This is a genomic window from Rhodoligotrophos sp. CJ14, assembly GCF_038811545.1.
GTDB lineage: Bacteria > Pseudomonadota > Alphaproteobacteria > Rhizobiales > Im1 > Rhodoligotrophos > Rhodoligotrophos ferricapiens.
This window is the reverse complement of sequence record NZ_CP133319.1, coordinates 1,238,874-1,263,827: the sequence shown is the minus strand read 5'-3', so window position 1 is coordinate 1,263,827 and position 24,954 is coordinate 1,238,874. Positions and strand designations below refer to the sequence as shown.

General features: G+C 61.6%; 23 protein-coding genes and 1 pseudogene. 13 read left to right on the top strand and 11 right to left on the bottom strand.

The window, feature by feature from the left end:
* Positions 1–28 precede the first annotated feature (28 nt).
* From RCF49_RS05830 to RCF49_RS05800, 7 genes are all read right to left on the bottom strand, one after another.
* Positions 29–1,006 (bottom strand): ABC transporter ATP-binding protein, encoded by a 978-nt coding sequence (locus RCF49_RS05830; RefSeq protein WP_342643097.1) that lies wholly within the window; start codon positions 1,004–1,006, stop codon positions 29–31.
* Entirely contained in the window at positions 1,003–1,905 is a 903-nt protein-coding gene (locus RCF49_RS05825; RefSeq protein WP_342643096.1) for an ABC transporter ATP-binding protein, read from the bottom strand. The genes RCF49_RS05830 and RCF49_RS05825 overlap by 4 nt, the downstream gene beginning before the upstream one ends.
* Positions 1,898–2,671 carry an ABC transporter permease gene (locus tag RCF49_RS05820; protein WP_342643095.1) on the bottom strand — a complete coding sequence of 258 codons (774 nt, stop codon included), beginning with the start codon at positions 2,669–2,671 and terminating at the stop codon, positions 1,898–1,900. The genes RCF49_RS05825 and RCF49_RS05820 overlap by 8 nt, the downstream gene beginning before the upstream one ends.
* Positions 2,672–2,681: 10 nt before the next feature.
* A complete protein-coding gene (locus RCF49_RS05815) occupies positions 2,682–3,620 on the bottom strand; it encodes an ABC transporter permease (protein ID WP_342643094.1) in 939 nt (312 codons plus the stop codon).
* A gap of 40 nt (positions 3,621–3,660) precedes the next feature.
* Entirely contained in the window at positions 3,661–5,133 is a 1,473-nt protein-coding gene (locus RCF49_RS05810; RefSeq protein WP_342643093.1) for an aldehyde dehydrogenase, read from the bottom strand.
* Positions 5,134–5,206: 73 nt separating this feature from the next.
* Positions 5,207–6,748, bottom strand: a complete 1,542-nt coding sequence (locus RCF49_RS05805; RefSeq protein WP_342643092.1) for an ABC transporter substrate-binding protein — start codon at positions 6,746–6,748, stop codon at positions 5,207–5,209.
* Between the two features lie 152 nt (positions 6,749–6,900).
* Positions 6,901–7,695 (bottom strand): alpha/beta fold hydrolase, encoded by a 795-nt coding sequence (locus tag RCF49_RS05800; protein ID WP_342643091.1) that lies wholly within the window; start codon positions 7,693–7,695, stop codon positions 6,901–6,903.
* A 139-nt stretch (positions 7,696–7,834) separates the two neighbouring features.
* Here RCF49_RS05800 and RCF49_RS05795 point away from each other — a divergent pair, with 139 nt between their 5' ends.
* The 7 genes from RCF49_RS05795 to RCF49_RS05765 all read left to right on the top strand — a co-directional run bounded on the left by RCF49_RS05795 (position 7,835) and on the right by RCF49_RS05765 (position 15,434).
* A complete protein-coding gene (locus tag RCF49_RS05795) occupies positions 7,835–8,536 on the top strand; it encodes a GntR family transcriptional regulator (RefSeq protein ID WP_342643090.1) in 702 nt (233 codons plus the stop codon).
* Between the two features lie 18 nt (positions 8,537–8,554).
* Complete coding sequence (locus RCF49_RS05790; protein WP_342643089.1) at positions 8,555–9,535, top strand: aldo/keto reductase; 981 nt, start codon at positions 8,555–8,557, stop codon at positions 9,533–9,535.
* Positions 9,536–9,545: 10 nt separating this feature from the next.
* On the top strand, positions 9,546–10,430 hold the full coding sequence (locus RCF49_RS05785; RefSeq protein ID WP_342643088.1) for an alpha/beta fold hydrolase: 885 nt from the start codon (positions 9,546–9,548) through the stop codon (positions 10,428–10,430).
* 178 nt (positions 10,431–10,608) lie between these two features.
* Positions 10,609–11,790, top strand: a complete 1,182-nt coding sequence (locus RCF49_RS05780; protein WP_342643087.1) for an LLM class flavin-dependent oxidoreductase — start codon at positions 10,609–10,611, stop codon at positions 11,788–11,790.
* A gap of 153 nt (positions 11,791–11,943) precedes the next feature.
* Positions 11,944–12,981 (top strand): DNA topoisomerase IB, encoded by a 1,038-nt coding sequence (locus tag RCF49_RS05775; protein WP_342643086.1) that lies wholly within the window; start codon positions 11,944–11,946, stop codon positions 12,979–12,981.
* 474 nt (positions 12,982–13,455) lie between these two features.
* Positions 13,456–13,965, top strand: coding sequence for a hypothetical protein (locus RCF49_RS05770; protein ID WP_342643085.1), 510 nt, complete (start codon positions 13,456–13,458; stop codon positions 13,963–13,965).
* Between the two features lie 233 nt (positions 13,966–14,198).
* Positions 14,199–15,434, top strand: coding sequence for a glycosyltransferase (locus RCF49_RS05765; RefSeq protein ID WP_342643084.1), 1,236 nt, complete (start codon positions 14,199–14,201; stop codon positions 15,432–15,434).
* Between the two features lie 56 nt (positions 15,435–15,490).
* Here the strand turns inward: RCF49_RS05765 and RCF49_RS05760 are convergent, their stop codons facing one another.
* A complete protein-coding gene (locus tag RCF49_RS05760) occupies positions 15,491–16,480 on the bottom strand; it encodes an ornithine cyclodeaminase family protein (protein ID WP_342643083.1) in 990 nt (329 codons plus the stop codon).
* A gap of 101 nt (positions 16,481–16,581) precedes the next feature.
* On the opposite strand from RCF49_RS05760, the gene RCF49_RS05755 reads away from it, so the two are divergent.
* Positions 16,582–17,466, top strand: a complete 885-nt coding sequence (locus RCF49_RS05755; protein ID WP_342643082.1) for a LysR substrate-binding domain-containing protein — start codon at positions 16,582–16,584, stop codon at positions 17,464–17,466.
* Between the two features lie 95 nt (positions 17,467–17,561).
* Positions 17,562–18,035, top strand: coding sequence for a VOC family protein (locus tag RCF49_RS05750; RefSeq protein ID WP_342643081.1), 474 nt, complete (start codon positions 17,562–17,564; stop codon positions 18,033–18,035).
* Positions 18,036–18,084: 49 nt separating this feature from the next.
* Here the strand turns inward: RCF49_RS05750 and RCF49_RS05745 are convergent, their stop codons facing one another.
* Both RCF49_RS05745 and RCF49_RS05740 read right to left on the bottom strand, forming a co-directional pair.
* On the bottom strand, positions 18,085–18,789 hold the full coding sequence (locus RCF49_RS05745) for a DUF899 domain-containing protein (RefSeq protein ID WP_342644129.1): 705 nt from the start codon (positions 18,787–18,789) through the stop codon (positions 18,085–18,087).
* A 36-nt stretch (positions 18,790–18,825) separates the two neighbouring features.
* Positions 18,826–19,107 (bottom strand): hypothetical protein, encoded by a 282-nt coding sequence (locus RCF49_RS05740; protein ID WP_342643080.1) that lies wholly within the window; start codon positions 19,105–19,107, stop codon positions 18,826–18,828.
* Positions 19,108–19,208: 101 nt separating this feature from the next.
* On the opposite strand from RCF49_RS05740, the gene RCF49_RS05735 reads away from it, so the two are divergent.
* The 4 genes and pseudogenes from RCF49_RS05735 (at position 19,209) to RCF49_RS05720 (ending at position 24,013) form a co-directional block, all read left to right on the top strand.
* Positions 19,209–20,429: an HTH domain-containing protein gene (locus RCF49_RS05735; RefSeq protein ID WP_342643079.1), complete on the top strand. Its 1,221-nt coding sequence runs from the start codon at positions 19,209–19,211 to the stop codon at positions 20,427–20,429.
* A 10-nt stretch (positions 20,430–20,439) separates the two neighbouring features.
* Positions 20,440–21,090 carry a Vgb family protein gene (locus RCF49_RS05730; protein ID WP_342643078.1) on the top strand — a complete coding sequence of 217 codons (651 nt, stop codon included), beginning with the start codon at positions 20,440–20,442 and terminating at the stop codon, positions 21,088–21,090.
* 247 nt (positions 21,091–21,337) lie between these two features.
* A pseudogene (locus tag RCF49_RS05725) lies at positions 21,338–22,753 on the top strand (basic amino acid/polyamine antiporter); the annotation flags it as partial.
* 12 nt (positions 22,754–22,765) lie between these two features.
* Entirely contained in the window at positions 22,766–24,013 is a 1,248-nt protein-coding gene (locus RCF49_RS05720) for an arginine deiminase (protein WP_342643077.1), read from the top strand.
* Between the two features lie 10 nt (positions 24,014–24,023).
* Here RCF49_RS05720 and RCF49_RS05715 read toward each other — a convergent pair whose 3' ends face one another.
* Positions 24,024–24,887: an isocitrate lyase/PEP mutase family protein gene (locus RCF49_RS05715; RefSeq protein WP_342643076.1), complete on the bottom strand. Its 864-nt coding sequence runs from the start codon at positions 24,885–24,887 to the stop codon at positions 24,024–24,026.
* Positions 24,888–24,954: the final 67 nt, after the last annotated feature.

The following is a 24,954-nucleotide window of genomic DNA, read 5'->3' as shown; positions in this document are numbered from 1 at the left end:
AGATTATGCCGAGCGGGGATGCCGGTTGTCAGATGTCGTCGCGGATGCAGGCGCTCAGATGGTCGGGTCCCTTGTCACGCATGGCCGGCACGGCTTGGGCGCAGGCCGGCAAAGCATAGGGGCACCGGGTGCGGAACACGCAGCCACTGGGTGGGTTGGCGGGATCAGGCAGATCTCCCTTGAGGATGATACGATTGCGTCGCACCGTGGGATCCGGGTTCGGAACAGCGGACAAAAGGGCGCGCGTATAGGGGTGATGCGGCGTCGAGCAGATCACCTCTGCCGGGCCGATCTCCATGAGGCGGCCGAGATAAACGATGGCGATCCGGTCCGACAGATCCTCCATCACGGCGAGATCATGGGAGATGAACAGGATCGAGAGGCCCAGGCGCTTACGAAGGTCCTTGAGCAGAGCGATGATCTGCGCCTGGATCGACACGTCGAGCGCCGAGACCGGCTCGTCCGCGACAACGAATTGCGGGTTCACCGCGAGGGCGCGGGCGATGACAATGCGCTGACGCTGGCCGCCGGAGAGCTCATGAGGCTTGCGCTGGAGATAATCGGTGGGAAGCGCCACCATCTCCAGAAGCTCGGCTGAGCGCGCTCGCCGCTCCGCGCGGTTGCGGCCAGTGCCCTGCACGATCTGCGGCTCGGCCAGGATCTGCTCGATCGTCATACGCGGATTGAGGGATGCGAAAGGGTCCTGGAAAATCAGCTGGGCATGACGGCGGAAGGCATGCAGGCGCCTGCGGTCATAGCGGACGATGTCCTCGCCATTGAACAGGATCTGGCCCTCGGTCGGCTCGACGAGCCTCAGAACCGTGCGGCCGAGCGTGGTCTTGCCGGAACCTGATTCACCGCCGATGCCGAGCACTTCATGGCTGCGCAAGGAGAAGGAGACATCGTCCACCGCCCGCACATGGCCCACGGGCCTTGGGATGATGCCCTTGCGGATATCGAACCATTTGCGGAGATTACGGACTTCGAGAAGCGGAGTTTGCATCAACTGGCCTCGGCGGACAGAGGCGCCGGTTCACTACCGGCCTGTTTGCTACGGGAGGCACCAAGGCGCGGCACGGCTTCGAGCAGGCTGCGGGTATAGGGCATTTTCGGGTTCTTGAAGATGTCGAGAACCGTTCCCTGCTCGACCACCTGGCCGCCATTCATCACCAGGGCGCGATCGGCGATCTCCGCCACGAGCCCGAGATCGTGGGTCACGAACAGGATCGCCATATTGGTGCGCGCCTGCAAGGTTTTGAGCAGGTCAATGATCTGCGCCTGGATGGTGACATCGAGCGCCGTTGTGGGCTCGTCCGCGATCAGGAGCGCCGGGTCGCAGGACAAGGCCATGCCGATCATAGCGCGCTGGCGCATGCCGCCTGAGAGCTGGTGCGGGTAGCTGGTGAGCGTCTTGGCAGGATTGGGAAAGCCGAGCTGCTCGAGAAGCTTGAGGGTCTGTGCCTTGGCTTCGCGCTTCGACACAGAGCGATGCGCCCTGATCTGCTCGGTGATCTGTCCGCCCACCGTGAACAGCGGGTTGAGAGATGACATGGGCTCCTGAAAGATCATGGCGAGCTCATTGCCGCGCAGGCGGCGCATGGCCCTGTCGGAAATCTTCAGGAGGTCGACCTGACCGTTTTCCCGGCTCTGGAACATTGCCGAGCCCGAGATTGCGGCCTTGTCGTCGTAGCGGAGGAGGCCCATGAGGGCCTGGCCGATGGTTGATTTGCCGGAGCCGGATTCGCCCACCAGGGCCACGATCTCGCCGGGGGAGATCTCGAAGGAGACCTGACGCACCGCATCGACCTTGCCCTTGGCGATGCGGAACGTGACCGACAGATCGCGCACCTCTAGGAGAGGCGCCTTGTTTGCGGTGTCGGCCGATTTGTTCTGCGGCTCAGTCAACGCTCGATCCTATGAGATAGAAGCCAAGGACGGTCAGGCCGACTGCGGCACCGGGAGCGAGGCTCATCGCGGGGAAGAGGGCGAGGAACGGAAAGCCCTCGCGCACCATGCTGCCCCAATCCGCCGCCGGCGGCGGCACGCCGAGCCCCAGGAAGCTCAGGCTGGCTGAGGTGAATATGGCAAAGGAAACGGTGATCGCAAACTGCGCTCCGACGACGCGGATGATGTTCGGCCAGATGTGACGGCTCACGATCCAGGTGGCGCTGCCGCCCACGGCGCGCGCCGCCTCCACGTAGGTCGCCTCACGCACATGCATGGCCTGGCCGCGCACAAGTCTCGCGACTGTCGGCCACATGACGAAGCCCAAGACCAGGGCGAGGTTGGTCACGGTCGCGCCAACCATGGCGGTGATCAGCAGCGCCAGCACCAATCCGGGAAGGGCGATGAAAAGGTCGATCATCTGCACCATCACGAGGTCGATCTTGCCGCCGCCATAGCCGGCGATCAGACCGATCGGCACGCCAAGGAGCGTGGCAACGATGGCTGCACCGGCACCCACCACCAGCGAGATGCGCGCGCCATAGATCAGGCGCGACAGGATATCCCGGCCCAGATTGTCAGTGCCGAGCCAGTGGGCAGCAGAGGGTGGCTGGAGGAAATCCATGCTGGACTGATAGGGATCAAAGGGTGCGAGATAGGGCGCGAAGATCCCACAGAGCGCAACGATGGTGATGATGGTGATGCCGATCAGCCGTCTGGCGAGCATCGTGTCTCTCCTATCCCAGACGGATCTGCGGGTTGACCATCGTGTAGACGATGTCCGCGATCAGGTTCATGAGCATCACGCCGATGATGATCAGCATGCCAATTGCCAACATGACGGGGAAGTCACGGGCGCCGATGGCGCCGACGAACAGGCGGCCGATGCCGGGCATCGAAAACACGGTCTCAGTCACAACCGCACCGCCGACCAGCTGACCCAGGGACAGGCCGACATAGGTGATCACCGGCAGGATCGAGTTCGGCAGGGCATGGGTGAAGGAGACACGGGTCTCGGTCAGGCCTTTGGCCCGGGCAACCTTGATGAAGAGCTGCCGGTAAACATTCCGGTATTCCGCACGATAGACCAGGGTGAAGGAGCCGAAATAGAAGGCCGAAAGCGTGAGAACCGGCATGATCATGTGGGTTAAATGCGGGACCACGCCCTCAGACCAGGGCACCCAGCCGGTGGTGGGCAGCCAGCGCATCTGCACCGAAAGCAGATAGATGAGGCTGATGCCGATCATGAAATTGGGAACGGTGATGCCAACGATGCTCAGGCCCGAAACCAGCGTGCCGATGAGCCGGCGCAGAACCGGAATCGAGTTGATCAGCGCCGTTGCAACGACGGCGACGACAATCGACCAGAATGCGAGCTCGAGGGTAACAGGGATGGCGGGCAGGACCGCATCGGCCACCGAGGTCCGGTTGGCATAGGAGCGGCCAAAATCACCCTGGAGGGCATTGGCCATCCAATCGAAGTACTGCACCAGCACCGGCCGATTGAAGCCATATTGCTCGTTGAGCGCCGCGACCGCCTCGGGGGACGCTTCCTGGCCCAGCATGATAGCCGCCGGACTGCCGAGAAAGTTGGTCACCGCCGCGAACAGGATAAAAGTCAGCAGGATGATGTTTGGCACCATCAAGAGCAGGCGCCGCGCAATGTGGGTAATCATCTCGCACTCCGCGCGAGTGGCAACGTCAAGCGCATCGTCCTCATCGCATCACGAATGGGTCAGCAACCTGGCCTGACAGATCGACAAACAGGCCCTTGGTGTCCGTGTAGTCGCGGATGGCATCAATGCCGGCCTCGCGGCCATAGCCGCTCTGCTTGAAGCCCCCGAAGGGGACCATCATCGAGGTTACCCGGTAGGTGTTGATCCAGACGCGTCCGGCAGGAATGGCTCGTGCCGTGCGATAGGCCTTGGCGAAATCCGTCGAGAACACACCGCCTGCAAAGCCATACTCGCTGTCACGAGCCATGGCAATCGCCTCTTCCTCCTCGTCGAATTTGAGCACGCTCAGCACCGGGCCGAACAGCTCGTTGCGAACGATCGGGAAATCCTGGTTGCGGCAGGCCACAATGGTCGGCTCGAAATAATAGCCGCGATTGAAGGCAGCGGGGCGGCCGCCACCACAGAGCAGCTCAGCTCCTTGAGACACGGATTCCCCGAGAAGCCGCTCGATCCGGTCGCGCTGGGCGACAGTGGCGAGGGGGCCCATATCGGTCTCCTCATCCAGAGGATCGCCGATACGAATGCGCTTGGCGCGCTCAACCATGCGGCCGACCATCTCGTCATAGACGGGCGACTGCACCATCAGGCGCGATCCTGCGCCGCAACTCTGACCACTGGCACCGAAAATGGCAGCGGTCGCGCCATTGACCGCGTTGTCGATATCGGCGTCCTTGTAAACGATCACCGGGGATTTGCCGCCAAGCTCCAGGGAGAGCCGGGCAAGATTGCCTGCGGTTGCGGGAATGATCTTGCGGGCCGTGTCCACGCCGCCGGTGAAGCTCACCCGGCGCACCAGCGGGTGCGTCACCAGGGTCTCGCCGCAGGGCCTGGCGCCCCCGGTCACGATGTTGAAGACACCTTCCGGCAGGCCAGCAGCCTCGATCGCCTTGGTGAATTCGAGCAGGGCGGCGGAGGCATCTTCGGAGGCCTTGACCACAATGGTGTTGCCGGCGGCAAGTGCCGGCGCGATCTTGAAGGCCGCGAGTTGAAGCTGCGAGTTCCACGGCACGATGGCGGCGATCACGCCGAGCGGCTCGCGCACAACCATGGATAGAGGTGCATTAGGGCCGGTCGGGGCGATCTCGCCATGTACCTTGTCGGCAAGGCCGCCATAATATCTGTAGATCTCAGCGACGTTATTGGCCTGCCAGGCGGTTTCGCGCAGAAGCTTGCCAGTGTCGGTGGTCTCGGTGCGGCCGAGATGCTCCGCATGCGGGAGGATGGCTTCGGCGATCCGGAACAAGGCCTTGCCCCGCTCGGTGGGGCTCATCCTGCTCCAGGGGCCGGTTTCGAAAGCGCGATGGGCAGCGCGCACGGCGCGGTCCACATCGTCTGCGGTCGCATCCGGTATCAGGGCCCATTCATCTTCGGTCGCCGGGTTGAGCGATGGGAAGCTGGCGCCATTGCTGGCATCGCACCATTTGCCATCAATGAACATCTGATAGCGCTTCATGTGCCGAGAACTCCTGGACTGACCGAGGTGAAGAGCCAGCCCGCGGAGCGCAGGCCGGCATTTGTCGGAGGGCTTACTGCGCCTTCCACATCGCGCGGAAGCGAGGGATCAGGTCCGGGATCCAGCGGAAGCCATGCACGTCCTTGTTCATGGCGACGAACTCGGCTGCAAAGCCGACGGGCACGTAAGGCAGATCTTCCAGGAGCAGCTTGTGCACCTGATCATAGAGCTCCTTACGCTTGGCCATGTCGTCGATGGAACGGGCTTCGTCCAGCAGACGGTCGACCTCAGGGTTGCTGTAACCGGTGGTGTTCGCATAGCCCTTGCTATGGAACAGGATGTAGAGCAAGCCATCCGGATCGGCGCGCTGGGTCCAGCGCATGGGCGTGAAGTTGATCTTTTTATCCACCACGCGGGCGTACCATTCGCTCTGAGACACGGGGTCCAATCGGACCTTCAGGCCAATGGCTTCGACCTGTTCCTTCACCAACTGGTTCAGCTGGCGCAGCACGTTGTCGGTCGGTGCAGCGAGGACGAGCTCGGTTCCCGCAGGCACGCCGGATTTCGCCAGCAGCTCCTTGGCCTTCTCCACGTCATAGACGTAGCCATCGGTGGCCGGGGGCGACCACCACAGGCCGGGCGGCGTCGGACCATTGGACACCGTACCAGTGCCTGCCCAGAGGATCTGGTTGATCTTGTTGCGGTCGAGGGAATGCGCGATCGCCTTGCGCAGATCGGCGTTATTGAACGGCGCCTCGTTCCAGTGCCATTGCAGCGAATACCACTGGCCAACCTTGATCGGGTCGAGCTTGATCTCGGGGTTGTTTTGAATGAGGCGGACGTCCTGTGGGGAGAGCTGGGCGACGAAATCGATCTCGCCCGTCATCAGGCGCTGAATGCCGATGACCGCATTGGAAATGTCGTTGAACACGACATGATCCAGATAGGGCAGGCCCTTTTCCCAGTAGTTCTCGTTGCGGTCGAGCTTCACATGGCTGCCACGCACCCATTCCTTGAACACGAAGGCGCCGGTGCCTACGGGGTGATTGCCGAAATCCTCGCCATATTTCTGGGCGGCGGTCGGTGAGACCATGAGGCCGGCGCGATCGGCGAGGGCAGACAGAAGCGGCGGGAAGGATTCCTTCAGATTGAGGGCAACGGTGTTGTTGTCGACCACCTCAACGGAACTGATCACCGTGAGCTGGTTGCGCTGGGGCGAGTTGGCCTTCTCGTCCATGCGGCGTTCAAGGTTCCATTTGACGGCTTCAGCGTTGAAATCGGTGCCGTCGTGGAACTTGACGCCTTCCTGGAGATGCAGGACCACGCGCTTGCCGCCATTCTCATTTTCCCAGCTCTTCACCAGCTCGGGCTCGAGCGAGAAATCCGGCGCGATGCGGAACAGGCTGTTATAGATCAGGAACAGGATCTGCCGTTCGGCCCATTGAACGGAATAGATCGGGTCCATCGTCTTGGAATCGTCGGCAAATCCGACATTCAACGTGCCGCCGCGGACAGGGGTTTCCGCGTTCTGGGCACTCGCTGGTGCTCCGGTCAAAACCAAAGCAAGCAACAGCGTAAAGAGCGGCGCCAGTTTCGCGCCGAACGCTCGTAGCATGGGCTTTCTCCCTCCGTTTAGGGCCCGGTCGCGGCCTTCCCTCACCGCATAAAGCATCCGGACCTGGTCATGCTATCATACGGTATACCAAAAACAAGCACTGCAATCACTTCGCCGACGTCCTCTGCGGCGGAGGTCCGCGGTTGCTCCGATCAGTGGCCGAGGAACTCCAGCAAGTGATCAGCCACCACGTCGGATGCCTCGACCAGAATGCTGTGGCGCATGCCCGGCAGGATCACCAGCTGTGAGTTTTTGATTTTTTCATGCATGAAACGGGCCATGCGGGTGTTCGAGCCCTGGTCGAACTCACCGGTCAGCACCAGCGTCTCATGCGGAATTTCATGAAGGCGATGGCCGAGCTCGCTCTGGCCAAAGACACGATAGGCCTCCATGTAGGATTCCTTGTCATTTGCAATGAGCTCGGCGATGCGCTTCTCGATCTCCTCGGGATGGGCGTCGGCGAAAGCCTCGGTGAACCAGCGGTCACGGGCAGCACCGGTGACACCGATAATACCTTCCTTCTCAATGATGGCGAGGCGCGAGACGACCTTGGCGCGCTCTTCATCGGTGCGTGCGGCGACCGCTGACAGAAGCGCCACCTTGTCGAAGCGATCGGGCCAGTTCAGAGCGAGGCATTGACCAATCAGGCCACCGAGAGAAAAGCCGACAAGATGGGCCTTGGCAATGCCTTCCGCATCCATCACGGCGATGATGTCCTCAGCGAAGCGCTCGAGGGAATAGGTCTCCCGGATCTTGCTCGACCGACCATGGCCGCGCAAGTCCATGCGAATGGTCCGGTAATGGGGCGCAAGGCGCTCTACCACCCGGTTCCAGCTCTGCAGATTTGAGCCCACCCCGTGCACCAGCACCACTGGCTGGCCCGTGCCCTCAACCACGTAGTTCAAAAGGGGGCGTGATGCGGTCGTGGCATTGTCGGTCTGGCTCAAAGCGGGTACTCCCAATTCGGAAAATCGGCCTAAACCAATAGGTTGACTGGCACTCTGTATTATGGCATACCAAACTGATGCTGGCGACGCAATCCCTTAGCGAGGGCTCCGCGCGATCGCTTGCGATCGGGGGGTCGTGATGGAAAGCGGCAAAAATTCCATCCGCGTCGTTGTTGACAATGTCAGCCTGCGGGATCGTACGACGCAAGTGCTGCGCGAGGCTATCCTCAATCTGCATTTCAAGCCGGGACAAAAACTGGTCGAGCGGCGGCTGTGCGAAGAAACCGGCGTGAGCCGCACCAGTGTGCGCGAGGCTCTGCGGCATCTGGAATCGGAAGGGCTGGTGACGCGGGTTGCCAATCGCGGCATGTTCGTTGCCGAATTGGGACCGGATGAAGCGCGGCAGATCTATGAGGTGCGCGCGGTGCTCGAGCCGGCCATGGCGCGCTTCTTCGTCGAGCGGGCCAGCGATGAGCAAGTTGCAGCCCTCGAACGGGTGCTTGCGCGGATCGAGCAGGCGATCGCCAGCCGGGCGGTGCTCTCTTACGTGCAGGAGCTTTCGGCCTTTTCGGACGGGCTTGCCGAAGGGGCGGGGAACGAGGTTGGCCGCCAGTTGCTCAACACGCTTGCAGCCCGCATCACCTATCTGCGCTTCATTACGGCGCGCGCGGCTAACGAGGAGCGCGAAAGGGTGACGCTGCAGGTGTTGCGCGACATCTTTGCGGCGCTCAGGGCTCGGGACGCCGATGCCGCCGCCTCCCGGCAGACGGCCTATGTGGAGAGATCGGCGGCCTTTGCGCAGCAGGTGCTCGCGGATCTCAAGAAGACCAGCAACAGCTAGACTGAGACAGGATCGACAATGGAGTATGCGAGGCTCGGCCGCGCCAATCTCAAGGTTTCACGCTTGGGGCTTGGCGCCATGGGATTTGGCGACAAGAGCTGGCGCGAATGGGTGCTCGACCGGGAGGCGGCGCGCCCCATCATCAAGCGGGCGCTCGACCTCGGGATCAATTTCTTCGATACCTGTGATTTCTACTCGCTAGGCGAAAGTGAACGGATGCTCGCCGATCTGCTCATCAGCGAGGTGCCGCGCGACAGCATCGTGATCGCCACCAAGGCGGGCAATCCGATGCAGCCGCATGTGAATGGCCGGGGCTATTCGCGCAAGCACATTTTCGAGGCGGTCGATGCCTCGCTGAAGCGGCTCAAGACCGATTATATCGACCTGTTCCAAACCCATATCTGGGATGCCAATACGGATCTCGATGAGCTGGTCGATGCCTTTGCCGATGTGGTGCGCAGCGGCAAGGCGCTCTATGTGGGCGCGACGACCATGCCGGCCTGGGGTTTCTGCTCGAGCCTCTATATCGCCCGGGCCAAGCACCTGCCGGGGTTCGTCTCGATGCAATGCGAGTACAATCCCTGCCACCGGGAAGCGGAGCGCGAGATGCTGCCGCTCTGCCGGGCCAACGGCATCGGGCTCATTCCGTTCAGCCCCATCGCCCGCGGGTTCCTTTCAGCCGATAGGCGGCGGGGCGATGCCAAGACGGCGCGCACCCGCACGGATGATTACACGACCAAGCTTTACTATCGGGATGGTGATTTCGCGGTGCTCGAGGCTGTGAAGACAGTGGCTGAGCGGCATGGCGTCACGCCGTCGCAGATCGCGCTGGCCTGGACGGTGAGCCGCCCTGGCATTACCGCGCCGATCTTCGGGGCAACCGAAATCGCCCATGTGGATGAGGCGGCCGCCGCCCTGTCGATCGCATTGAGCGCCGACGACGCGAAGTTGATTGAGGCGGCCTATCAGCCGCGCGCCATCAACGCCAGTGGACATTAGGGTCTCGATCATGACCAGCGAGAGCACGGTTGCCCCGCCTCTTCCGGCCAATTGCCGCACGCTCGATATCGGCGGCTATGAAACCTTCATCACGGAAGCGGGCGAGGGCTCGCCCGTTCTCTTGCTGCATGGGGCCAGCATAGCGGTCGATGGCTGGCTTACCTGGTTCCGGCTATTCGACGAGCTCGCCAAAACGAACCGGGTGATCTCCTATGATCAGCCCTGTTTCGGTCGCAGCGGAATTCCCGCCGACCGGCGCTATCGCGATCGGCTGGAGCGCACGCATCATGCGCAGGCGGTGCTGGATGCGCTCGGCCTGAGGGATGTCACTCTGATCGGGCATTCGGAAGGGGGCTTCATGGCAACGAAGCTCGCGCTCGACAATCCCGGGCGCATCTCCCGGCTGGTGATCGTGACCAGTGGTGGCACCTCGCCCCGGCTCGGGGGCGAGCTTGACCGCGGGTGGCAGGAGGCTTCCGCCAAAGCTTATGACTATGTCGGTCGCAGTGTGGATGAAGAGACCTTCGTGCGCAGCGAAGGTCATCTGAGCCACAAGTCGGATCCCGAATTCGAAGCGCTGCTACGGGAGAATTTCCGGATGGCCCGTGCCTCCGGCAATGTGGACTGCTTCCTCAATCTTGCAAATCAGCGCCGCAGCTATGACGACTATGCCTCGCTGCAGGAGCGTTACATCCTGCCTTTCGTTTCGTCGCTGACAATTCCAGTTCTGCTGGTTTGGGGCGGGGCGGATGCCACGGTTCCGGTTGCGCGCGGCCAGGCGCTTGCGGCGCTGATCCCCACATCCGAGATGCATATCTTTCCGCATGCCGGCCATTGGGTGATGCATGAGGCGGCGGCCGGCTTCAACAAGCTGATCGCGAGCTGGACGCGCTGAATTCAGCGCGCCTCCACTGGCCGGCTTCCGCAGGTCACACCAGCCTCGGAAAAGCGTTCCGCAATCGGGCTTCCGTCACGTTTGCCCATCGGCAGGACTTGTCTCCGCGGCGATTCTGTCATACGGTATACCAAAATTCATCACCGATGATCGGCGCCCAAACGAGGAGCAACACCTCATGAAGTTCGGCATTTCGCAGAATATCCACGACATCTCGAAGTCCAGGCCATATGACGAGCTGCTGGACGAGCTTCGCGAGGTGGCCCTGTTCGCCGAAGAGGCCGGGTTCGACACGTTCTGGCTTCCAGAGCACCATTTCAGCATCTGGGGCCGGGAGATGGTGCCCAATCCGCTTCTCGTGGCCGCTGATATTGCCGCGCGCACGAAGCGCATCCGGATCGGGCTGAGCGCCGCGATCATCACGCTCTGGCATCCCATCAGGCTCGCCGAAGATCTCGCCATGCTCGATCAATTGTCGGGCGGCCGGCTCGAGATCGGCTTCGGGCGCGGCAATTACGGGCTCGAGACGATCAATCTCAACCCGATCGCCGACCCGAACAATCAGGAGCAGAACTTCAAGGTGTTCGAGGAGGGCGTCGATGTCGTGGTCACGGCCCTCGGCAACAAGCTCTTCTCGTATAAGGGCGAGATCTATCAGTTCCCGACGCCCGGCTTTAAGGCGGACCGCGCCCATTCGGTCGATGATCCCGCCTATACCGATCCGGTGACCGGCGAGCTCGTCAAGCTCACCCTCATTCCCGGGCCCAAGCAGAAGCCGATGCCGCCGCTGTGGCAGGTGGTGAGCGAGTCGCCGCGCTCGATCCGCTATGCGGCCAAGCAGAACATGGGCATCATCATGTGGCGGCCGTCGGTTGCCACCCTCAAATATCGTCTCGGGATCTACAAAGAGGCCTATCGCGAGTATCACGGCATTGATCTGCCGTTCGGTGCCAAGACGGCGATCGTGCGGGATACGTTCGTTGCGGAAAGCGAGGCCGAGGCCCGCAGGCTTGCCGAAGGGCCATTGATGAGCGGCCTCAATTTCGCAAACTGGCGCGGGCCTGCGATCTATCTCGATCCCGGCGAGACGCTCGATGCGGAGACGGAAGCCGCCTTGCGCAAGGAGATCACCTATGATTTCGTTCGCGACCGGGCCTTGTTCTTCGGGTCGCCCGACATGGTGGTGGAGCGGATCCAGGAGCTCTATGAGGAAACCCGCATGGAGCAGATCACCTTCAAGCTCGGCTGGCCAGGCCTGTCGCATGAGCTGGAGATGCAGAATCTGAAGCTTCTGGCCAGCGAAGTTCTGCCGCGGGTTCGGCGGTGGCATAGCCAGCGCTTCGCTCAAGCGGCCGAGTGAATCTCGTTGCGGCGAGATTTCGCCGCATGAAACAGCCGATGGTGGAACAGGGGCGGCCCTAGGCCGTTGTGAGACAGCCCGTCGCGTGCTGCTTCTGGTGTGGACGCACCAAAGCATCATGCCGGCGGGCTCTTTTGCACCCCTGGAGAACCCATGCCCAACAGGCATTCACGGCTGGCGAAACGACTGGCGATGGAGGCGGGACTCGTCCTGGTCGGACCGGACGCGCTGACCATCACGCGCGAGAAGCGTGGTCTTGGCTATTGCTTTCGAGACGCGGATGGCACCCTCATTCGCGATCTTGCGACCATCGACCGATTGAGATCGCTCGCGGTCCCACCCGCCTATCGCAATGTGCGCTACGCCGCGGACCCTCAGGCGCATCTGCAGGCGGTCGGCGAAGACGCTGCAGGCCGGCTGCAATACCGGTACCATCCCGAATGGGAGAAAGTCCGCGAGGCAATCAAGGCGCGGAGGCTTGCGACGCTCGCCAAGGCGCTCCCTCTCATTCGCCGGCAGGTAAGACGCACATTGTGCTCGCGGGAGAATGATATTGCCTTCTGCGCGAGTGCCATCATCGAGCTGACCGCGTTGACGGCGATCCGGCCGGGGAGCGAAAGCTATGCCCGTGAGCATGGGACGCGGGGCGCAACCACACTTCTGAAGTCCAATGTGAGGTTCAGCGAAGACCGGATCCTGCTCACCTTCAAGGGAAAGGGTGGCAAGCGGATCGAGAAGGAGGTCACGTCACCCCGTCTCACCAAGGCGCTGGCGCGCCTGCGTGAGCTACCGGGCCGGCGGCTGTTCAAATATCTGGGGCAAGATGGCGAAGTGCACACAATGCGCGCCGGCGACGTCAATGCCTATCTCAAAGAAATCTCTGGCAAGTCGATCACGCTGAAGGACTTCCGTACGCTGGTTGCGTCGCTCGATGCGCTCGAAAGCCTGCTCGAGGTAGAGCCCGCAACATCTGCCCGGGCGCGCCGCTCCCAGGCGCAGAAGGCGATCGCGGCGGTTGCGGAGGACCTGGCAAACACGCCCGCGGTCTGCCGCAAGAGCTATGTGCATGTGGCGATCGTGGAGGCTTTCGAAGATGGTCGTCTCGCCCGGGTGCGCAAGAAGCCGCAAAGGAGCCGGACGGCCGCGAGTTTCGAGCTGCTGGCGCGCATCGTTGCCGGTCACACAAGCTGATGTGAGGCACAAGGGCCGACCTGCGGGTTCAGGTTTCATCTTTCCAGACCGGGTTGGACCAGGCGCGGCAGTCGTCGCCGCCGATGACGACGACGCGCAACCACGGGCTGACCGAGATGGTGCGAGGGGCGGGGTAGCCCGCGGCGCACCAGGGCGCTTGGAGATGTCAATCAGTGCCGTCTGGCAGCACTCTCATCGGCGGCTTGCGCCGAGGCGCTAAATTTTTCGGGCGCCGCGCGACCTTTTACGATTGGCTAATGCAATCCAACATTGTTGCACAATTGTGAAACTGCATCAAAGTAATCAATTGTGAAGAACGTGTATTAATTATCGAAACGTATAGTATAAGTGCTTATGCGATTGGATATTATGCAGTTGTGTATTTTAAATTTCGCGAATTTGACAAAAAATTGACTAAATTACTGCATGGTCAGACAGCAAATACCCCCTCGTATTGTCATAGAGGAGTTTGACATGGCAGACATTATAGAGACGAAAATTGAAGGTGTTAGCGCGTCGGGGCCAATCGGGTTGGACTACGTCCTGCATAAGGTGATGGATCACAGTGACAACGGGTCGGGAGATACTGGCAAATCAGTGTTGAGCTCGGTCGGAAATTTCTTTAGCAATGTTGGCAGTTTTCTTGGAGATGTCGGCTCTTCGGTCATTGAGGCAGGTAGTCAGCTAGCCTCAAACGTGAAGCAGGGCGTCGTGAACGCGGCCTACCACACCGCTGAATTCCTTGATCACGCTGTGGAGGGTGTCCGTTCAACGGCAGTCGACGCTGCTTACAAGACCGCTGAATTCCTCGATCATGCCATGCCAGATGCGAAAGCAGCGGCCATCACCGCTGCTTACAACACCGCTGATACTCTTGATCACGTGGTGCCGAGCCTGCGAGAGGCGGCTGTCGATGCGGCTTACAACACCGCTGAAGCTCTTGATCACCTCGCGGGCTATGATGCTCACGGCATGATCGGCTGAATTGGGCGGACCTGCCGGCTCAACCGGCAGGTCTTTCTCCGAGGGCGGAGTGCCTGGCCCGCTCTCCGGCCCTCGATGCTCCCGGGCAGGCTGGCGTGCCAGCATCATTCAGGCTGGCAAATGAGGATCGCTCGGCTCAAGTGTTTGTTTCAGAACCCGGGTATTTCCTGACTCAGCTTGCCTGTTGTGGAGGCGCTTTACTCTCACAGGAGAGCTCGAACAAGGGTTGACCCATGGGCCCTATCAGTTCCGGAGGGAACGACGACTGCAAAAAACTCGGGGTGCTCAACTGCATAACCGGCCTCAATATTGGCGGCGCGGAGCACATGATGGTTCGCTACGTCCGCCACCTCATCAATGGTCCTTTTGATTTCTCCGTGCTTTCTCTGATGACACCGGGACCATTGCAACGAGATCTGCTCGCGCTGCAGGTGCCGGTCGTCAGCCTGGCGATGGCGCGGGCGCTTCCATCATTGCGCGCCGTGAACGGCTTGAAGCAAGTATTCGCCCGGATGCAGCCTAGTCTGGTCCATGGATGGATGTATCATGGCAATATCGCCGCTACGGTTGGCGCGCTGATGGGGTCGAAGCCGCCGGTGATCTGGAGCGTTCATCACTCGGTCGAGGATATCCGGAATGAAAACGCTATGACCCAGGCGCTCATTCGCCTCTCGGCGGTCATGTCCAAATCGGTAGCGGCAATCGTCTATTGCTCCAAGGCCTCCGCGGATCAGCATGAGAGGCTCGGTTACGATGCCGAGAAGCGGGTCATCATTCGCAACGGAGTTGATGCCAATGCATTTCGGCCGTGGTCGCATGCCCGGGCCAAGCTAAAAGCCATGCTGGGCATTGGGACAGAGCGTCTCGTCATTGGCAATGTGGCGCGGGCGCACCCGATGAAGGATCACCGGACACTGGTCCGGGCAGGCCACATCCTCGTGCGACAGGGACTCGATATCCAATTGCTGTTTGTGGGGGCCGATCACGACAGTGGCGCCGTGAGGGAGGAGGCTGCGGCGCTGGGCATTGTTGATCGGGTTTGTATCCTCGGGCCACAGCAGGACGTCACCGAGATCGTGGCCGGGCTCGACATTTATGCGTCCTCATCGGCTTGGGGTGAAACGTTCTCGCTCGCCATCCTCGAGGCGATGGCATCCGGTGTGCCCTCCGTCACCACAGATGTGGGGGACTGCGCGGAACTCATCGGCGATGCCGATCTGATCGCGCCACCGCGCAATGCGGCTGCCCTCGCGGCTGTGCTCGCGCGGCTTTGCGCGCTCTCCTACGAAGAGCGGGCAAGGCGGGGCCTAAGGGCAAGGGACCGTGTCGTTGGGAACTACTCGCTTGAATCGTATGTCCGCAGCCATATGCGGCTCTACGAGCAGGTGCTGGCTGGAGCCCAGCGTATCCAAGCCTGCTTGTTTGCCGTGATAGGCGTTTGGTGGATGCAACTGGCGCTTGCCATTTAAACGATGCCTAGCCCACCAATTTCCATCCAGGCAAGGCAGCGGCAGGTATACCACTGTCAAAGGACCACCTGCCGGCCCACTCTTTCGCGCAGGGCTGATCGATAGGCAAGGTGTGCCGCCACCATGTCTTCCATGGCAATGCCCATGGCCTTGTAAACCGTCACCTGCTGGTCGGAGATGCGTCCCGGTGCGCTTCCGGCGAGCATGTCGCCCAGGCGGATGCCATCGGAGGGCGACAGATTCGCGAGCTCCGCGCAGCCAACGGGCGGCGGCTCAAAGGCCGCTTCCGTCTCCACGTAGAGTGTCGCCCTGTCGAGCAGATCCGGTGGCAGCTCGCCCCGGGGCGGGGCATATCCAACGGAGGTTACGTGTGCGCCCGGCCGCACCCAGTCGGCGCTTATGACGGGTTCATAGGCGTGGCTTGCAAGACAGACAACATCGGATGAGCGAATGGCTGCCTCGAGATCCAGGATAGGCTGAACCCCGGGAAACTCCCGCGCCAAGGCCTCGGCATCTTCGGGGTAGAGAGATGCTATGCGGATCTCGGCGAAGTCGCGCGCAAGTGGCAATAATCGCAGATGCTCCCGCCCCTGGATCCCCGCCCCAACGACAGTGGCAATGCGGGCATCCCGGCGCGCCAACGCCTCGACCGACAATATGGCGGATGCAGCGGTGCGCACGGCAGTGATGTAGGTGCCATCAAGGAGCGCGAGCGGCGCGCCCGTCTGCGGATCAAACAGGGCAATCAGAGCGAGGTGATTGGGCAGACCTACGGCGAGATTGTCTTCGAAGACATTGACTATCTTCACGGTGAGGTTGAAGCCCTCCATCCAAGCGGGCATTGCGAGCGAGAAGCCCTTGGATGGCACAGTGAGCTGCTGGCGCGCCGGCGCCTGCACGCGACCTTGCGACATGGCGCGAAAACCGTCAGCCAGAGTGTCGAGGAGGGCGCGGGGCTCGATCAGGCGCTCGACTTCTGCCTCGCTCAAGATCAGCACTGGCAAACTGCCCTTTCCAATCCGCGCTGCGCCGGGTCTTTGCTGCATTGGGAGAACCTTCGTGATTGGGATGGTGCCAATTCGCGCAGAATGGTTATCCTCAAGCTCTCGGACAAATGAGTTTTCCTGCGTCATCATGAGCTGAGGTTATGTCTCGTCGCCATCTGCCTCCTATGACCGCGCTGCGGGCGTTTGAAGCTGTCGGCAGGACCTTGAGCTTCACCAGGGCAGCTGATGAGCTTGGCGTCACGCAAGCCGCTGTCAGCCGGCAGATCAAATCGCTGGAGCAGGAGCTTTCAGTGACGCTCGTCATGAGGGGTGCGCGCAATCGGCTGACCGATGCGGGCGAGATCCTGTTCGCAGGCCTTTATCGCGCTTTCGAGACCATCGAGAGTTCCGTCGACCGCATCACGGGCAGTGGATCGCGGGACATTCTCAACGTGAGTGTGGCACCCTTCTTTTCAGCGCACTGGCTGACGCCGCGCCTGATGGCCTTTTATCGCCAGCACCCAGGCATCGATCTGCGCCTGCACCATTCCTATCATCCTGCCGATCACAAGCGGGAGGGCATCGAGATCGGCATCAATTGGGGAGCCGGAAATTGGGCGGGTGTCGGGAAGGAGAAGGTGCTGGACGGGTCCTTGACCGCGGTGATGAGCCCGGGCCTTGCCCGGCAGCTGGCACCGCTTACCCATCCCGGCCAATTGATGTCGCAGATGCTGCTCTATGAATTCGATATTGCTCACTGGAAGATGTGGTGCGAAGCGGCGGGGATTGCCTTGCAAGGAAACGCCGACAGCCTGCGGCTCAATGACTCGCACGCATTGCGGCGGGCTGCTCTCGACGGGCATGGCGTTGCTCTCTTCTTCACCGCTCTCGTTCAGGAGGACCTTGCCGCGAAACGGCTGGTTCAGCCCTTTCCGGTGTCCATCCATGTGGGATATGATTATTATCTCAACCATCCAGAGGATCTGGAGCTGACGGCCAAGGCAAAGATCTTCCGGCGTTGGATCCTGGCGGAGGCTTGCGGTTGAGCAAACCCGCAGGGTGAGATGCTGGCGAGGAGTGAGCCGCGACCTCTCAGCACCTGGGAGCAAGGCAGGCTGCCGTAAACGAGAGGGACTCTGCAATGGCAAAGAATACGATCTGCCTCTGGTACGACAAGGACGCCGAGGCGGCTGCCCGCTTCTACTCCGAAGTCTTTCCTAATAGTGCGGTGACTGCCGTGCACCGTGCGCCCAGTGATTATCCGATGGGCAAAGAGGGCGACGTGCTCACAGTCGAGTTCATGGTCGCGGGCATTCCTTGTATTGGGCTCAATGGGGGGCCTCAAATCAGGCATAACGAAGCCTTCTCGTTCCAGATCTCTACGGAGGATCAAGAGGAGACCGACCGCTATTGGAATGCGATCGTGAGCAATGGTGGTCAGGAAAGCGCGTGCGGCTGGTGCCAAGACAAGTGGGGGATTTCATGGCAAATCACCCCACGCGTATTGACCGAGGCAATGGCGGCAGGCGGCCAAGAAGCAAAGCGCGCCTTCGAAGCCATGATGTCCATGAGGAAAATCGACGTCGCCGCGATCGAGGCGGCCCGGCGCGGATAACGCAACGGTCTCAGCGCTCTCCGCGGCAGGGTTTAAAGCGGGGGGCGGGTCATCCGGCGCAGTATTCATCGTGCAGGCGAACCCAGCTCATTGTGCCGCTGGTCTCGTTGCGGCCCTTAGGGGCGAGGTCGAGCCAATTGAACGCGCCCATCAGCAACTCGGTACCGCGGTGATAGGTCGAGTAGCTGTGGAAAATGCTGCCTTCCTCGTCTTTCACAAAGATGCTGGCGCCGAACATGTCGGGGCTCTTGCGGATTGGGGTAATGCCGTAATTGTAGACGGCGCGGTCGGAGGCGCGGTCCTCGGGTGTGAAGGACACGCCGAAATCGTAGTTGAAATCGCCGTCACCTGAAGACATCCAGGGGAAAGTCCAGCCCATGCGCTTCCTGACTTCCTCGAGTCTCTGGACTGGTGCACGTGAGACCGCGACGAAGGCCAGGTCCGCTTGCTCGAAATGCTGCCGCGCTGCATCGATATGATCCGCGATGAATGAGCATCCGGGGCATATGTGGTCCGAGCCCGGCGTCAGCATAAAGTGATAGACGGCCAGCTGACTACGGCTGCCGAACAGATCGCCGAGCGAGTAACGCGCTCCGGGGCCGTCAAAAACATAGGGCTTGTCGATCCTGACCCAGGGCAGCCGCCGACGTTCGGCGCGCAGGGCGTCGAGCTCGTGCGTCATGGCGCGCTCCTTGGTGAGAAGCGCTTTGCGGGCCTGAAGCCACTCTTCGCGTGAAACGACTGGATGATTCATGATTGGATCGTTCATGGTCACTCTCCTTGTTGTCCGTCAGCTGTGAATTAGGGGCTGGCCATTTGCGAGTTTGAGCCAGGGCGACAGGTGGAAGAGGCTCATCAGCAGGTACATCGCGGTCATGCCGCCTATGGGTAGAAAGCTCGAGCCTGCGGAGCAGAGCGTCATTGGGGATGCATCGCTCGTGGTGATCCAAGCCATCAACGCAAAGGTCGGGGATGCCAAAAGGGCGAGCACGATGACGAGCCCCTTGGACAAGCGGGTCGTTGGCCACCAGGACTCTTGGCTTTCGTTGCTGTCACTCGAGGGCATTGTCATTTTCCCGCTCCTGATCGACTATCGCCGTTCCCGGTCATTGCAGGATCCAGCCTAGGGCGAGGCGGAACCCGGGTGAGAGTGACAAGCGTGACGGGATTTCGATGGAAGCGCTGATCACGGCGGCGGCCCGTGCACTCGCCGCGGGCGACCCGCTGGGGGCGTTGAATTGGATCGCGCTCAGGGGCGATCCGCCGGCACTCGCACTGCGCGGCATTGCGATGGCGCAACTCGGTGAGTTCGCGCGGGCAAAGGAACTGTTGCGGTGCGCCGCCCGCGGCTTTGGCCCAAGTGAAGCTGCGGCCCGGGCGCGGTGCCTCGTTGCCGAAGCGGAGATCGCGCTCGTGTCGCGCGACCTCAGCGGATCTGCGCAAGCGCTCGGCGAGGCCCGCGCGGTTCTCGAAGCGCATGGCGATCAGGCGAATGCAGCGCATGCTGCCTATCTCGAGGCCCGGCAGCTTCTGTTGATCGGGCGCCTCGGGGAAGCCGAACGGGCGCTTGCTACGCTTAGCGTGGCTTCACTGCCGCTGGCATCGCGAACCGGCTATTGGCTGGTCGCCGCGGGCATTGCGATGCGGCGCATTCGAGCGGCATCAGCCCGGTCTGCGCTCGATAAGGCTGCAGAGGCCGCGCGCCAGGCTGGGATCCCTGCGCTCGCTGCCGAAGTGGGGCGTGCATCACAGGCGCTCGAGGCGCCCACTGCGCGTTTGATCGCGCGCGACGGGTGCCGCCTCCTGGGGCTCAGAGATGTCGAGGCGCTGATCGCCTCGGACGTGCTCGTCATCGACGCGTGCCGTAACGTGGCGCGGGTGGCAGAAACGATTATTCCGCTCGCCGGTCGTCCGGTGCTGTTCGCGCTAGCGCGCGCACTCGCCGAGGCTTGGCCCGAAGATGTCTCGCGCGGGACGCTGCTTGCCCGCGCCTTCCGGGCGCGCGAGGCCGATGACTCCCATCGCGCCCGGCTGCGCGTCGAGATCGGCCGCTTGCGAAAGATGCTCAGGCCGCTGGCCGGGCTGGATGCGACGAAGCATGGCTTCTTGCTGAGACCGCACCGGGCGCAGACGGTCGCCGTGCTCGTTCCACCCGTTGAGGAAGGCAATGCCGCAGTGCTGGCCCTGCTTGCCGATGGGGAGGCATGGTCAAGCTCTGCGCTCGCGATGGCGCTCGGCGTCAGTTCGCGAACCATCCAGCGCGCGCTTGAGGCGTTGGCAAAAGCTGGCAAGGTTGAAGCGTTCGGTCGCGGCCGGGCTCGTCGATGGATGGCGCTTAACGTGCCGGGTTTCCCGACAAGCTTGTTACTCCCGGCTGCGCCGGCGTGCGGGTAGGATGCACGCCATGAAACACGCAAAAGCAGAAATCCTTCGGGAATATGGCCCGTTTCCTCAAGTGGACAGCGTTCACGGGGTCAGCTTCGATGGCCGGCTCGTCTGGTTTGCCGCCGGTGATCGCCTGAACGCCGTGGATCCGGAAAGTGGCGCCATCCTCAGATCGCTCGAGCTTGCTGCCCCTGCAGGCACCGCGTTCGATGGAAAGCACCTGTTCCAGATTTCCGGAGCGGAAATTCTGAAGCTCGATCCTCAGACCGGCGAGGTGCTTGGAACGATCCCCGCGCCAGGGGCTGGCGGTGATTCAGGGCTCGCCTGGGCTGAAGGGACCCTCTGGGTTGGCGAATACCGCGCGCGTCAGATTCATCAGATCGATCCTCAATCCGGGGCTGTACTCCGCACGATCCAGTCCGATCGTTTCGTCACCGGTGTAACCTGGGTTGACGGCGAGCTCTGGCACGGCACTTGGGAGGATGACGCAAGCGATGTGCGGCGCATCGATCCCGAGACAGGAGAGGTGCTCGAGCGCCTGGAGATGCCAGCGGGGACAGCCGTATCGGGCCTTGAGTCCGATGGGAGCGAGCGATTGTTCTGTGGCGGTGGAAGCAGCGGCAAACTGAGAGCCATCCGCCGGCCAAAGAAGAACGACGCGAGATCTTGAGGATGGGACCCGCGGAAACAGGTCATCGCACCGGCTTCTTTACGCGAAGTCATGGGCGCAGCGCGGCGAAGGATTTGGGATAATGAGCAAAGCGACCAATCTGCTATACTTTTGTTTAAGACATGGAGCTCTAACCTCCCGGTGCTGATCTTGTGCGCCGCTAACACTTAGCGGCAGCTGAATGTGCAGGGGCCACATTCTGGCAGCTCGCCGGAGTAGGCTCATGACGGCCGGATCATCTGCGTAGAAGCTTTCTCTTTTCGCCCTGATCGCGATGGTGGTCGGCTCCATGGTGGGCGCGGGAATTTTTTCGCTTCCGCGTACCTTTGGCATCGCCACCGGTCCGTTCGGTGCGATCATCGCATGGTGCATCGCCGGCACCGGCATGTATTTGCTCGCACGCGTGTTCCAGGCGCTCGCCGAGCGAAAGCCGGAGCTCGATGCTGGCGTGTTTGCCTATGCAAGGGCCGGTTTCGGCGACTATCCCGGGTTTCTATCGGCATTCGGCTACTGGATCGGCAGCTGTATCGGCAATGTCTCCTACTGGGTTCTGATCAAGTCGACCTTAGGCGCCTTCTTCCCGGTGTTCGGCGATGGCAACACTGTCACCGCGATTGTGATCGCCTCGATCGGCATTTGGCTCTTTCACTTCATGATCCTCAGGGGAGTCCAGCAGGCGGCCTTCATCAATATGGTGGTCACCATCGCCAAGATCGTCCCGATCCTGGTGTTCATCGCGATCCTGATCTTCGCATTCAAGGCCGATCTCTTTCGGGCCAATTTCTGGGGCGGGATAGGCATGCCGGAAACCAGCCTGTTCGAGCAGGTCCGTGCGACCATGCTGGTGACCGTCTTCGTGTTCCTCGGCATTGAAGGCGCAAGCGTCTATTCCCGCTACGCCCAAAAGCGGTCCCATGTCGGCATCGCCACCATTTTCGGCTTCCTTGGCGTCACCACGCTCATGGTACTGGTGACGCTGTTGCCCTATGCGGTCCTGCAGCGTGCCGATATCGCAGATATGCGGCAGCCCTCGATGGCGGCGGTGCTCGAAGCTGTGGTCGGGCCCTGGGGGGCGGTGTTCGTCAGCGCCGGGCTCATAATCTCGGTGCTGGGCGCTTATCTGCCCTGGTCGCTGATCTGCGCGGAAGTGCTGTTCACCGCGGCGCGGTCGAGGGACATGCCCAGGATCTTCGCGACGGAGAATGCGAACAAGGTGCCCGCGGCGGCGCTTTGGGCAACCAATATCATCGTGCAGATCTTCGTGGTGAGCACCTATTGGTCGAACGATGCCTTCGCGCTGATGCTCAACCTGACGAGCGTCATGGCGCTGATCCCATTCTTGTTCGTCGCGGCCTATGGTGTGCTGCTCTCCAGCCGGGGAGAGACATATGAGCAGGATCCGCGGGCACGGAGTCGCGATCTCATCATCGCCAGCATCGCGCTTCTCTATACGATCTTCCTCATCTTCGCGGGCGGCCTCAAATTCCTTCTGCTTTCGGCCATTCTGTATGGCCCAGGATCATTCCTCTATTTCTGGGCGCGGCGAGAGCAGGGACAGGCCATGCATTTTGCCCGGACGGTCGATTGGGTGTTGTTTGCCGCCGCAATCGTGGGCTGCGTTGCGGGCATCTACGCGCTCGCGACAGGTCGCATCACAGTCTGACAGGAGAGTGCCATGGCCGCTCAAGCCTCCGCCTTCGGTGTGTATTCAGAAGTTGGGCAGTTGCGCAAAGTGATGGTCTGCGCACCCGCGAGAGCGCATGAGCGGCTGACGCCTAGCAATTGCGACGGTCTCCTGTTTGATGACGTGCTCTGGGTCGACAATGCCAAACGCGACCATTTCGACTTCGTTCAGAAGATGCGGTCGCGCGGCATTGAGGTGGTCGAGATGCACAACCTCCTGACCGAGACGGTCGCGATCCCCGAAGCAAAGGCTTGGATCCTCGACAATCGGGTGGTTCCCAACCAGGTCGGGCTCGAGCTCGTGGACGAGGTGCGCAGCTATCTCGACGGTTTATCGAACCGGCAACTCGCGGAGACCCTGATCGGCGGCCTTTCGACCTATGATTTCCCGGAGACCCGCAACAGCGATCTCTTCAAGCTGGTCCGAGACGGCGCAGGCGTGACCGAATATCTGCTTCCGCCGCTGCCGAACACCATCTTCACCCGTGACACAAGCTGCTGGATCTATGGGGGGTGCACGCTCAATCCGCTCTATTGGCCGGCGCGGCACGAGGAGACGATCCTGGTTGCGGCGATCTACCGGTTTCATCCAGACTTCGCCGGCAAGGCCACCGTGTGGTGGGGCGACCCGACGGCCAATCATGGCCTTGCGACGCTCGAAGGCGGAGACGTCATGCCGATCGGCAAAGGCAATGTCCTGATCGGCATGAGTGAGCGGACCTCGCGTCAGGGCATCTGTCAACTCGCGGCGACATTATTCCAGAAGGGTGTGGCTGAACGGGTCATCGTTGCCGCCATGCCGAAGCTGCGGGCGGCGATGCATCTGGACACCGTCTTCACTTTCGCCGATCGCGACTGCGTGCTCGTCTATCCGGATATCGTCGATCTCATCCATGCCTATTCCATCCGCCCGGCAAGCGTGCCCAGCGGTATCGAGGTGCGGGAGGATAAGGCGTCTCTGGCCGATACGGTGGCGGAGGCGCTGGGCGTCAAAAAGATGCGCGTCGTCGAGATGGGCGGCACCAACTATCTGCGGGAGCGCTCGCAATGGGACAGCGGGGCGAACCTCGTCTGCGCGTCCCCCGGCGTGGTGTTTGCCTATGATCGTAATGTCTACACGAACACGCTGCTGCGCAAACAGGGCGTCGAGGTCATCACCATCTCGGGCGCCGAACTCGGCCGCGGCCGAGGCGGCGGCCATTGCATGACCTGCCCCATCAGCCGTGATCCGGCAGACTAGATGTGAGCTTTCAATAGGTTTGAGGGTATTTCTCCTCGAAGGCCCAGACGTCCTCGAAGCCGATCAGCCTGTTGAAGTCGTCGAAGGAGTAATAGGGCAGATCATGGCCGGTGCTCGTGCCGGTCTCCTTTAGATGTTCATAGGCCTTTGTCAGGACGCCGGCAGAGGCCAAAAAGCCAAGGCCGGGGTGAATGGCCATGGCGAAGCCGAGAGATCGAAGCCTGTCTGCCGACAGAATGGGGGTGCGGCCGCCATCGACCATGTTGGCCAGGACCGGCACGGAGAAGCTGGAGCCGATGCGCGCGAGCTCGTCCTCGCTTTCCGGAGACTCGATGAACAGAATGTCGGCCCCCGCTTCCGCATAGGCCTCTCCCCGGCCCAGCGCCTCATCCAGGCCCAGGGCGGTGCGCGCGTCTGTGCGGGCAATCAGCAAGACGTCGGGGTTCTGGCGCGTGTCGACGGCAACCTTGATCTTGTCCACCATCTCTGCCAGAGGAACGACGCGCCGGTTCTTGGTGTGCCCGCATTTCTTCGGGAATTGCTGGTCCTCGATCTGGATCGCCGAGACGCCGGCACGCTCATAGCCGCGCACGGTGTGGCGCACATTGAGAAGCCCGCCATAGCCCGTGTCGGCATCGGCGATGATCGGGGTCCGGGTGCGCTCGGCAATCACCGAAACACGGGCGAGCATGTCGGTATAGGTCGCAAGGCCCGCATCGGGTAGACCGAGATAGGATGCAACCGTGCCATAGCCCGTCACATAGAGCGCCGGAAAACCCATTCGATCGGCGATCAATGCGGAGATCAGATCATAGATGCCCGGTGCAAGGACGAACTCGCCGCGATCGAGCTTAGAGCGAAGGGTTTCGGACATTCTCGGTTCCATGCAGCTAAGACGAAAGATTGGTCGCGGCACTTAGCTCAAACGCAAAGTGCCGCGC

What these genes read in the sequence shown, in the direction of transcription:
- RCF49_RS05820 (WP_342643095.1), bottom strand. Translation starts at nt 2,671, where the DNA reads ATGCTCGCCAGACGGCTGATCGGCATCACCATCATCACCATCGTTGCG.
- RCF49_RS05815 (WP_342643094.1), bottom strand. Translation starts at nt 3,620, where the DNA reads ATGATTACCCACATTGCGCGGCGCCTGCTCTTGATGGTGCCAAACATC.
- RCF49_RS05810 (WP_342643093.1), bottom strand. Translation starts at nt 5,133, where the DNA reads ATGAAGCGCTATCAGATGTTCATTGATGGCAAATGGTGCGATGCCAGC.
- RCF49_RS05805 (WP_342643092.1), bottom strand. Translation starts at nt 6,748, where the DNA reads ATGCTACGAGCGTTCGGCGCGAAACTGGCGCCGCTCTTTACGCTGTTG.
- RCF49_RS05795 (WP_342643090.1), top strand. Translation starts at nt 7,835, where the DNA reads ATGGAAAGCGGCAAAAATTCCATCCGCGTCGTTGTTGACAATGTCAGC.
- RCF49_RS05790 (WP_342643089.1), top strand. Translation starts at nt 8,555, where the DNA reads ATGGAGTATGCGAGGCTCGGCCGCGCCAATCTCAAGGTTTCACGCTTG.
- RCF49_RS05785 (WP_342643088.1), top strand. Translation starts at nt 9,546, where the DNA reads ATGACCAGCGAGAGCACGGTTGCCCCGCCTCTTCCGGCCAATTGCCGC.
- RCF49_RS05780 (WP_342643087.1), top strand. Translation starts at nt 10,609, where the DNA reads ATGAAGTTCGGCATTTCGCAGAATATCCACGACATCTCGAAGTCCAGG.
- RCF49_RS05775 (WP_342643086.1), top strand. Translation starts at nt 11,944, where the DNA reads ATGCCCAACAGGCATTCACGGCTGGCGAAACGACTGGCGATGGAGGCG.
- RCF49_RS05770 (WP_342643085.1), top strand. Translation starts at nt 13,456, where the DNA reads ATGGCAGACATTATAGAGACGAAAATTGAAGGTGTTAGCGCGTCGGGG.
- RCF49_RS05765 (WP_342643084.1), top strand. Translation starts at nt 14,199, where the DNA reads ATGGGCCCTATCAGTTCCGGAGGGAACGACGACTGCAAAAAACTCGGG.
- RCF49_RS05760 (WP_342643083.1), bottom strand. Translation starts at nt 16,480, where the DNA reads ATGCAGCAAAGACCCGGCGCAGCGCGGATTGGAAAGGGCAGTTTGCCA.
- RCF49_RS05755 (WP_342643082.1), top strand. Translation starts at nt 16,582, where the DNA reads ATGTCTCGTCGCCATCTGCCTCCTATGACCGCGCTGCGGGCGTTTGAA.
- RCF49_RS05750 (WP_342643081.1), top strand. Translation starts at nt 17,562, where the DNA reads ATGGCAAAGAATACGATCTGCCTCTGGTACGACAAGGACGCCGAGGCG.
- RCF49_RS05745 (WP_342644129.1), bottom strand. Translation starts at nt 18,789, where the DNA reads ATGAATCATCCAGTCGTTTCACGCGAAGAGTGGCTTCAGGCCCGCAAA.
- RCF49_RS05740 (WP_342643080.1), bottom strand. Translation starts at nt 19,107, where the DNA reads ATGACAATGCCCTCGAGTGACAGCAACGAAAGCCAAGAGTCCTGGTGG.
- RCF49_RS05735 (WP_342643079.1), top strand. Translation starts at nt 19,209, where the DNA reads ATGGAAGCGCTGATCACGGCGGCGGCCCGTGCACTCGCCGCGGGCGAC.
- RCF49_RS05730 (WP_342643078.1), top strand. Translation starts at nt 20,440, where the DNA reads ATGAAACACGCAAAAGCAGAAATCCTTCGGGAATATGGCCCGTTTCCT.
- RCF49_RS05720 (WP_342643077.1), top strand. Translation starts at nt 22,766, where the DNA reads ATGGCCGCTCAAGCCTCCGCCTTCGGTGTGTATTCAGAAGTTGGGCAG.
- RCF49_RS05715 (WP_342643076.1), bottom strand. Translation starts at nt 24,887, where the DNA reads ATGTCCGAAACCCTTCGCTCTAAGCTCGATCGCGGCGAGTTCGTCCTT.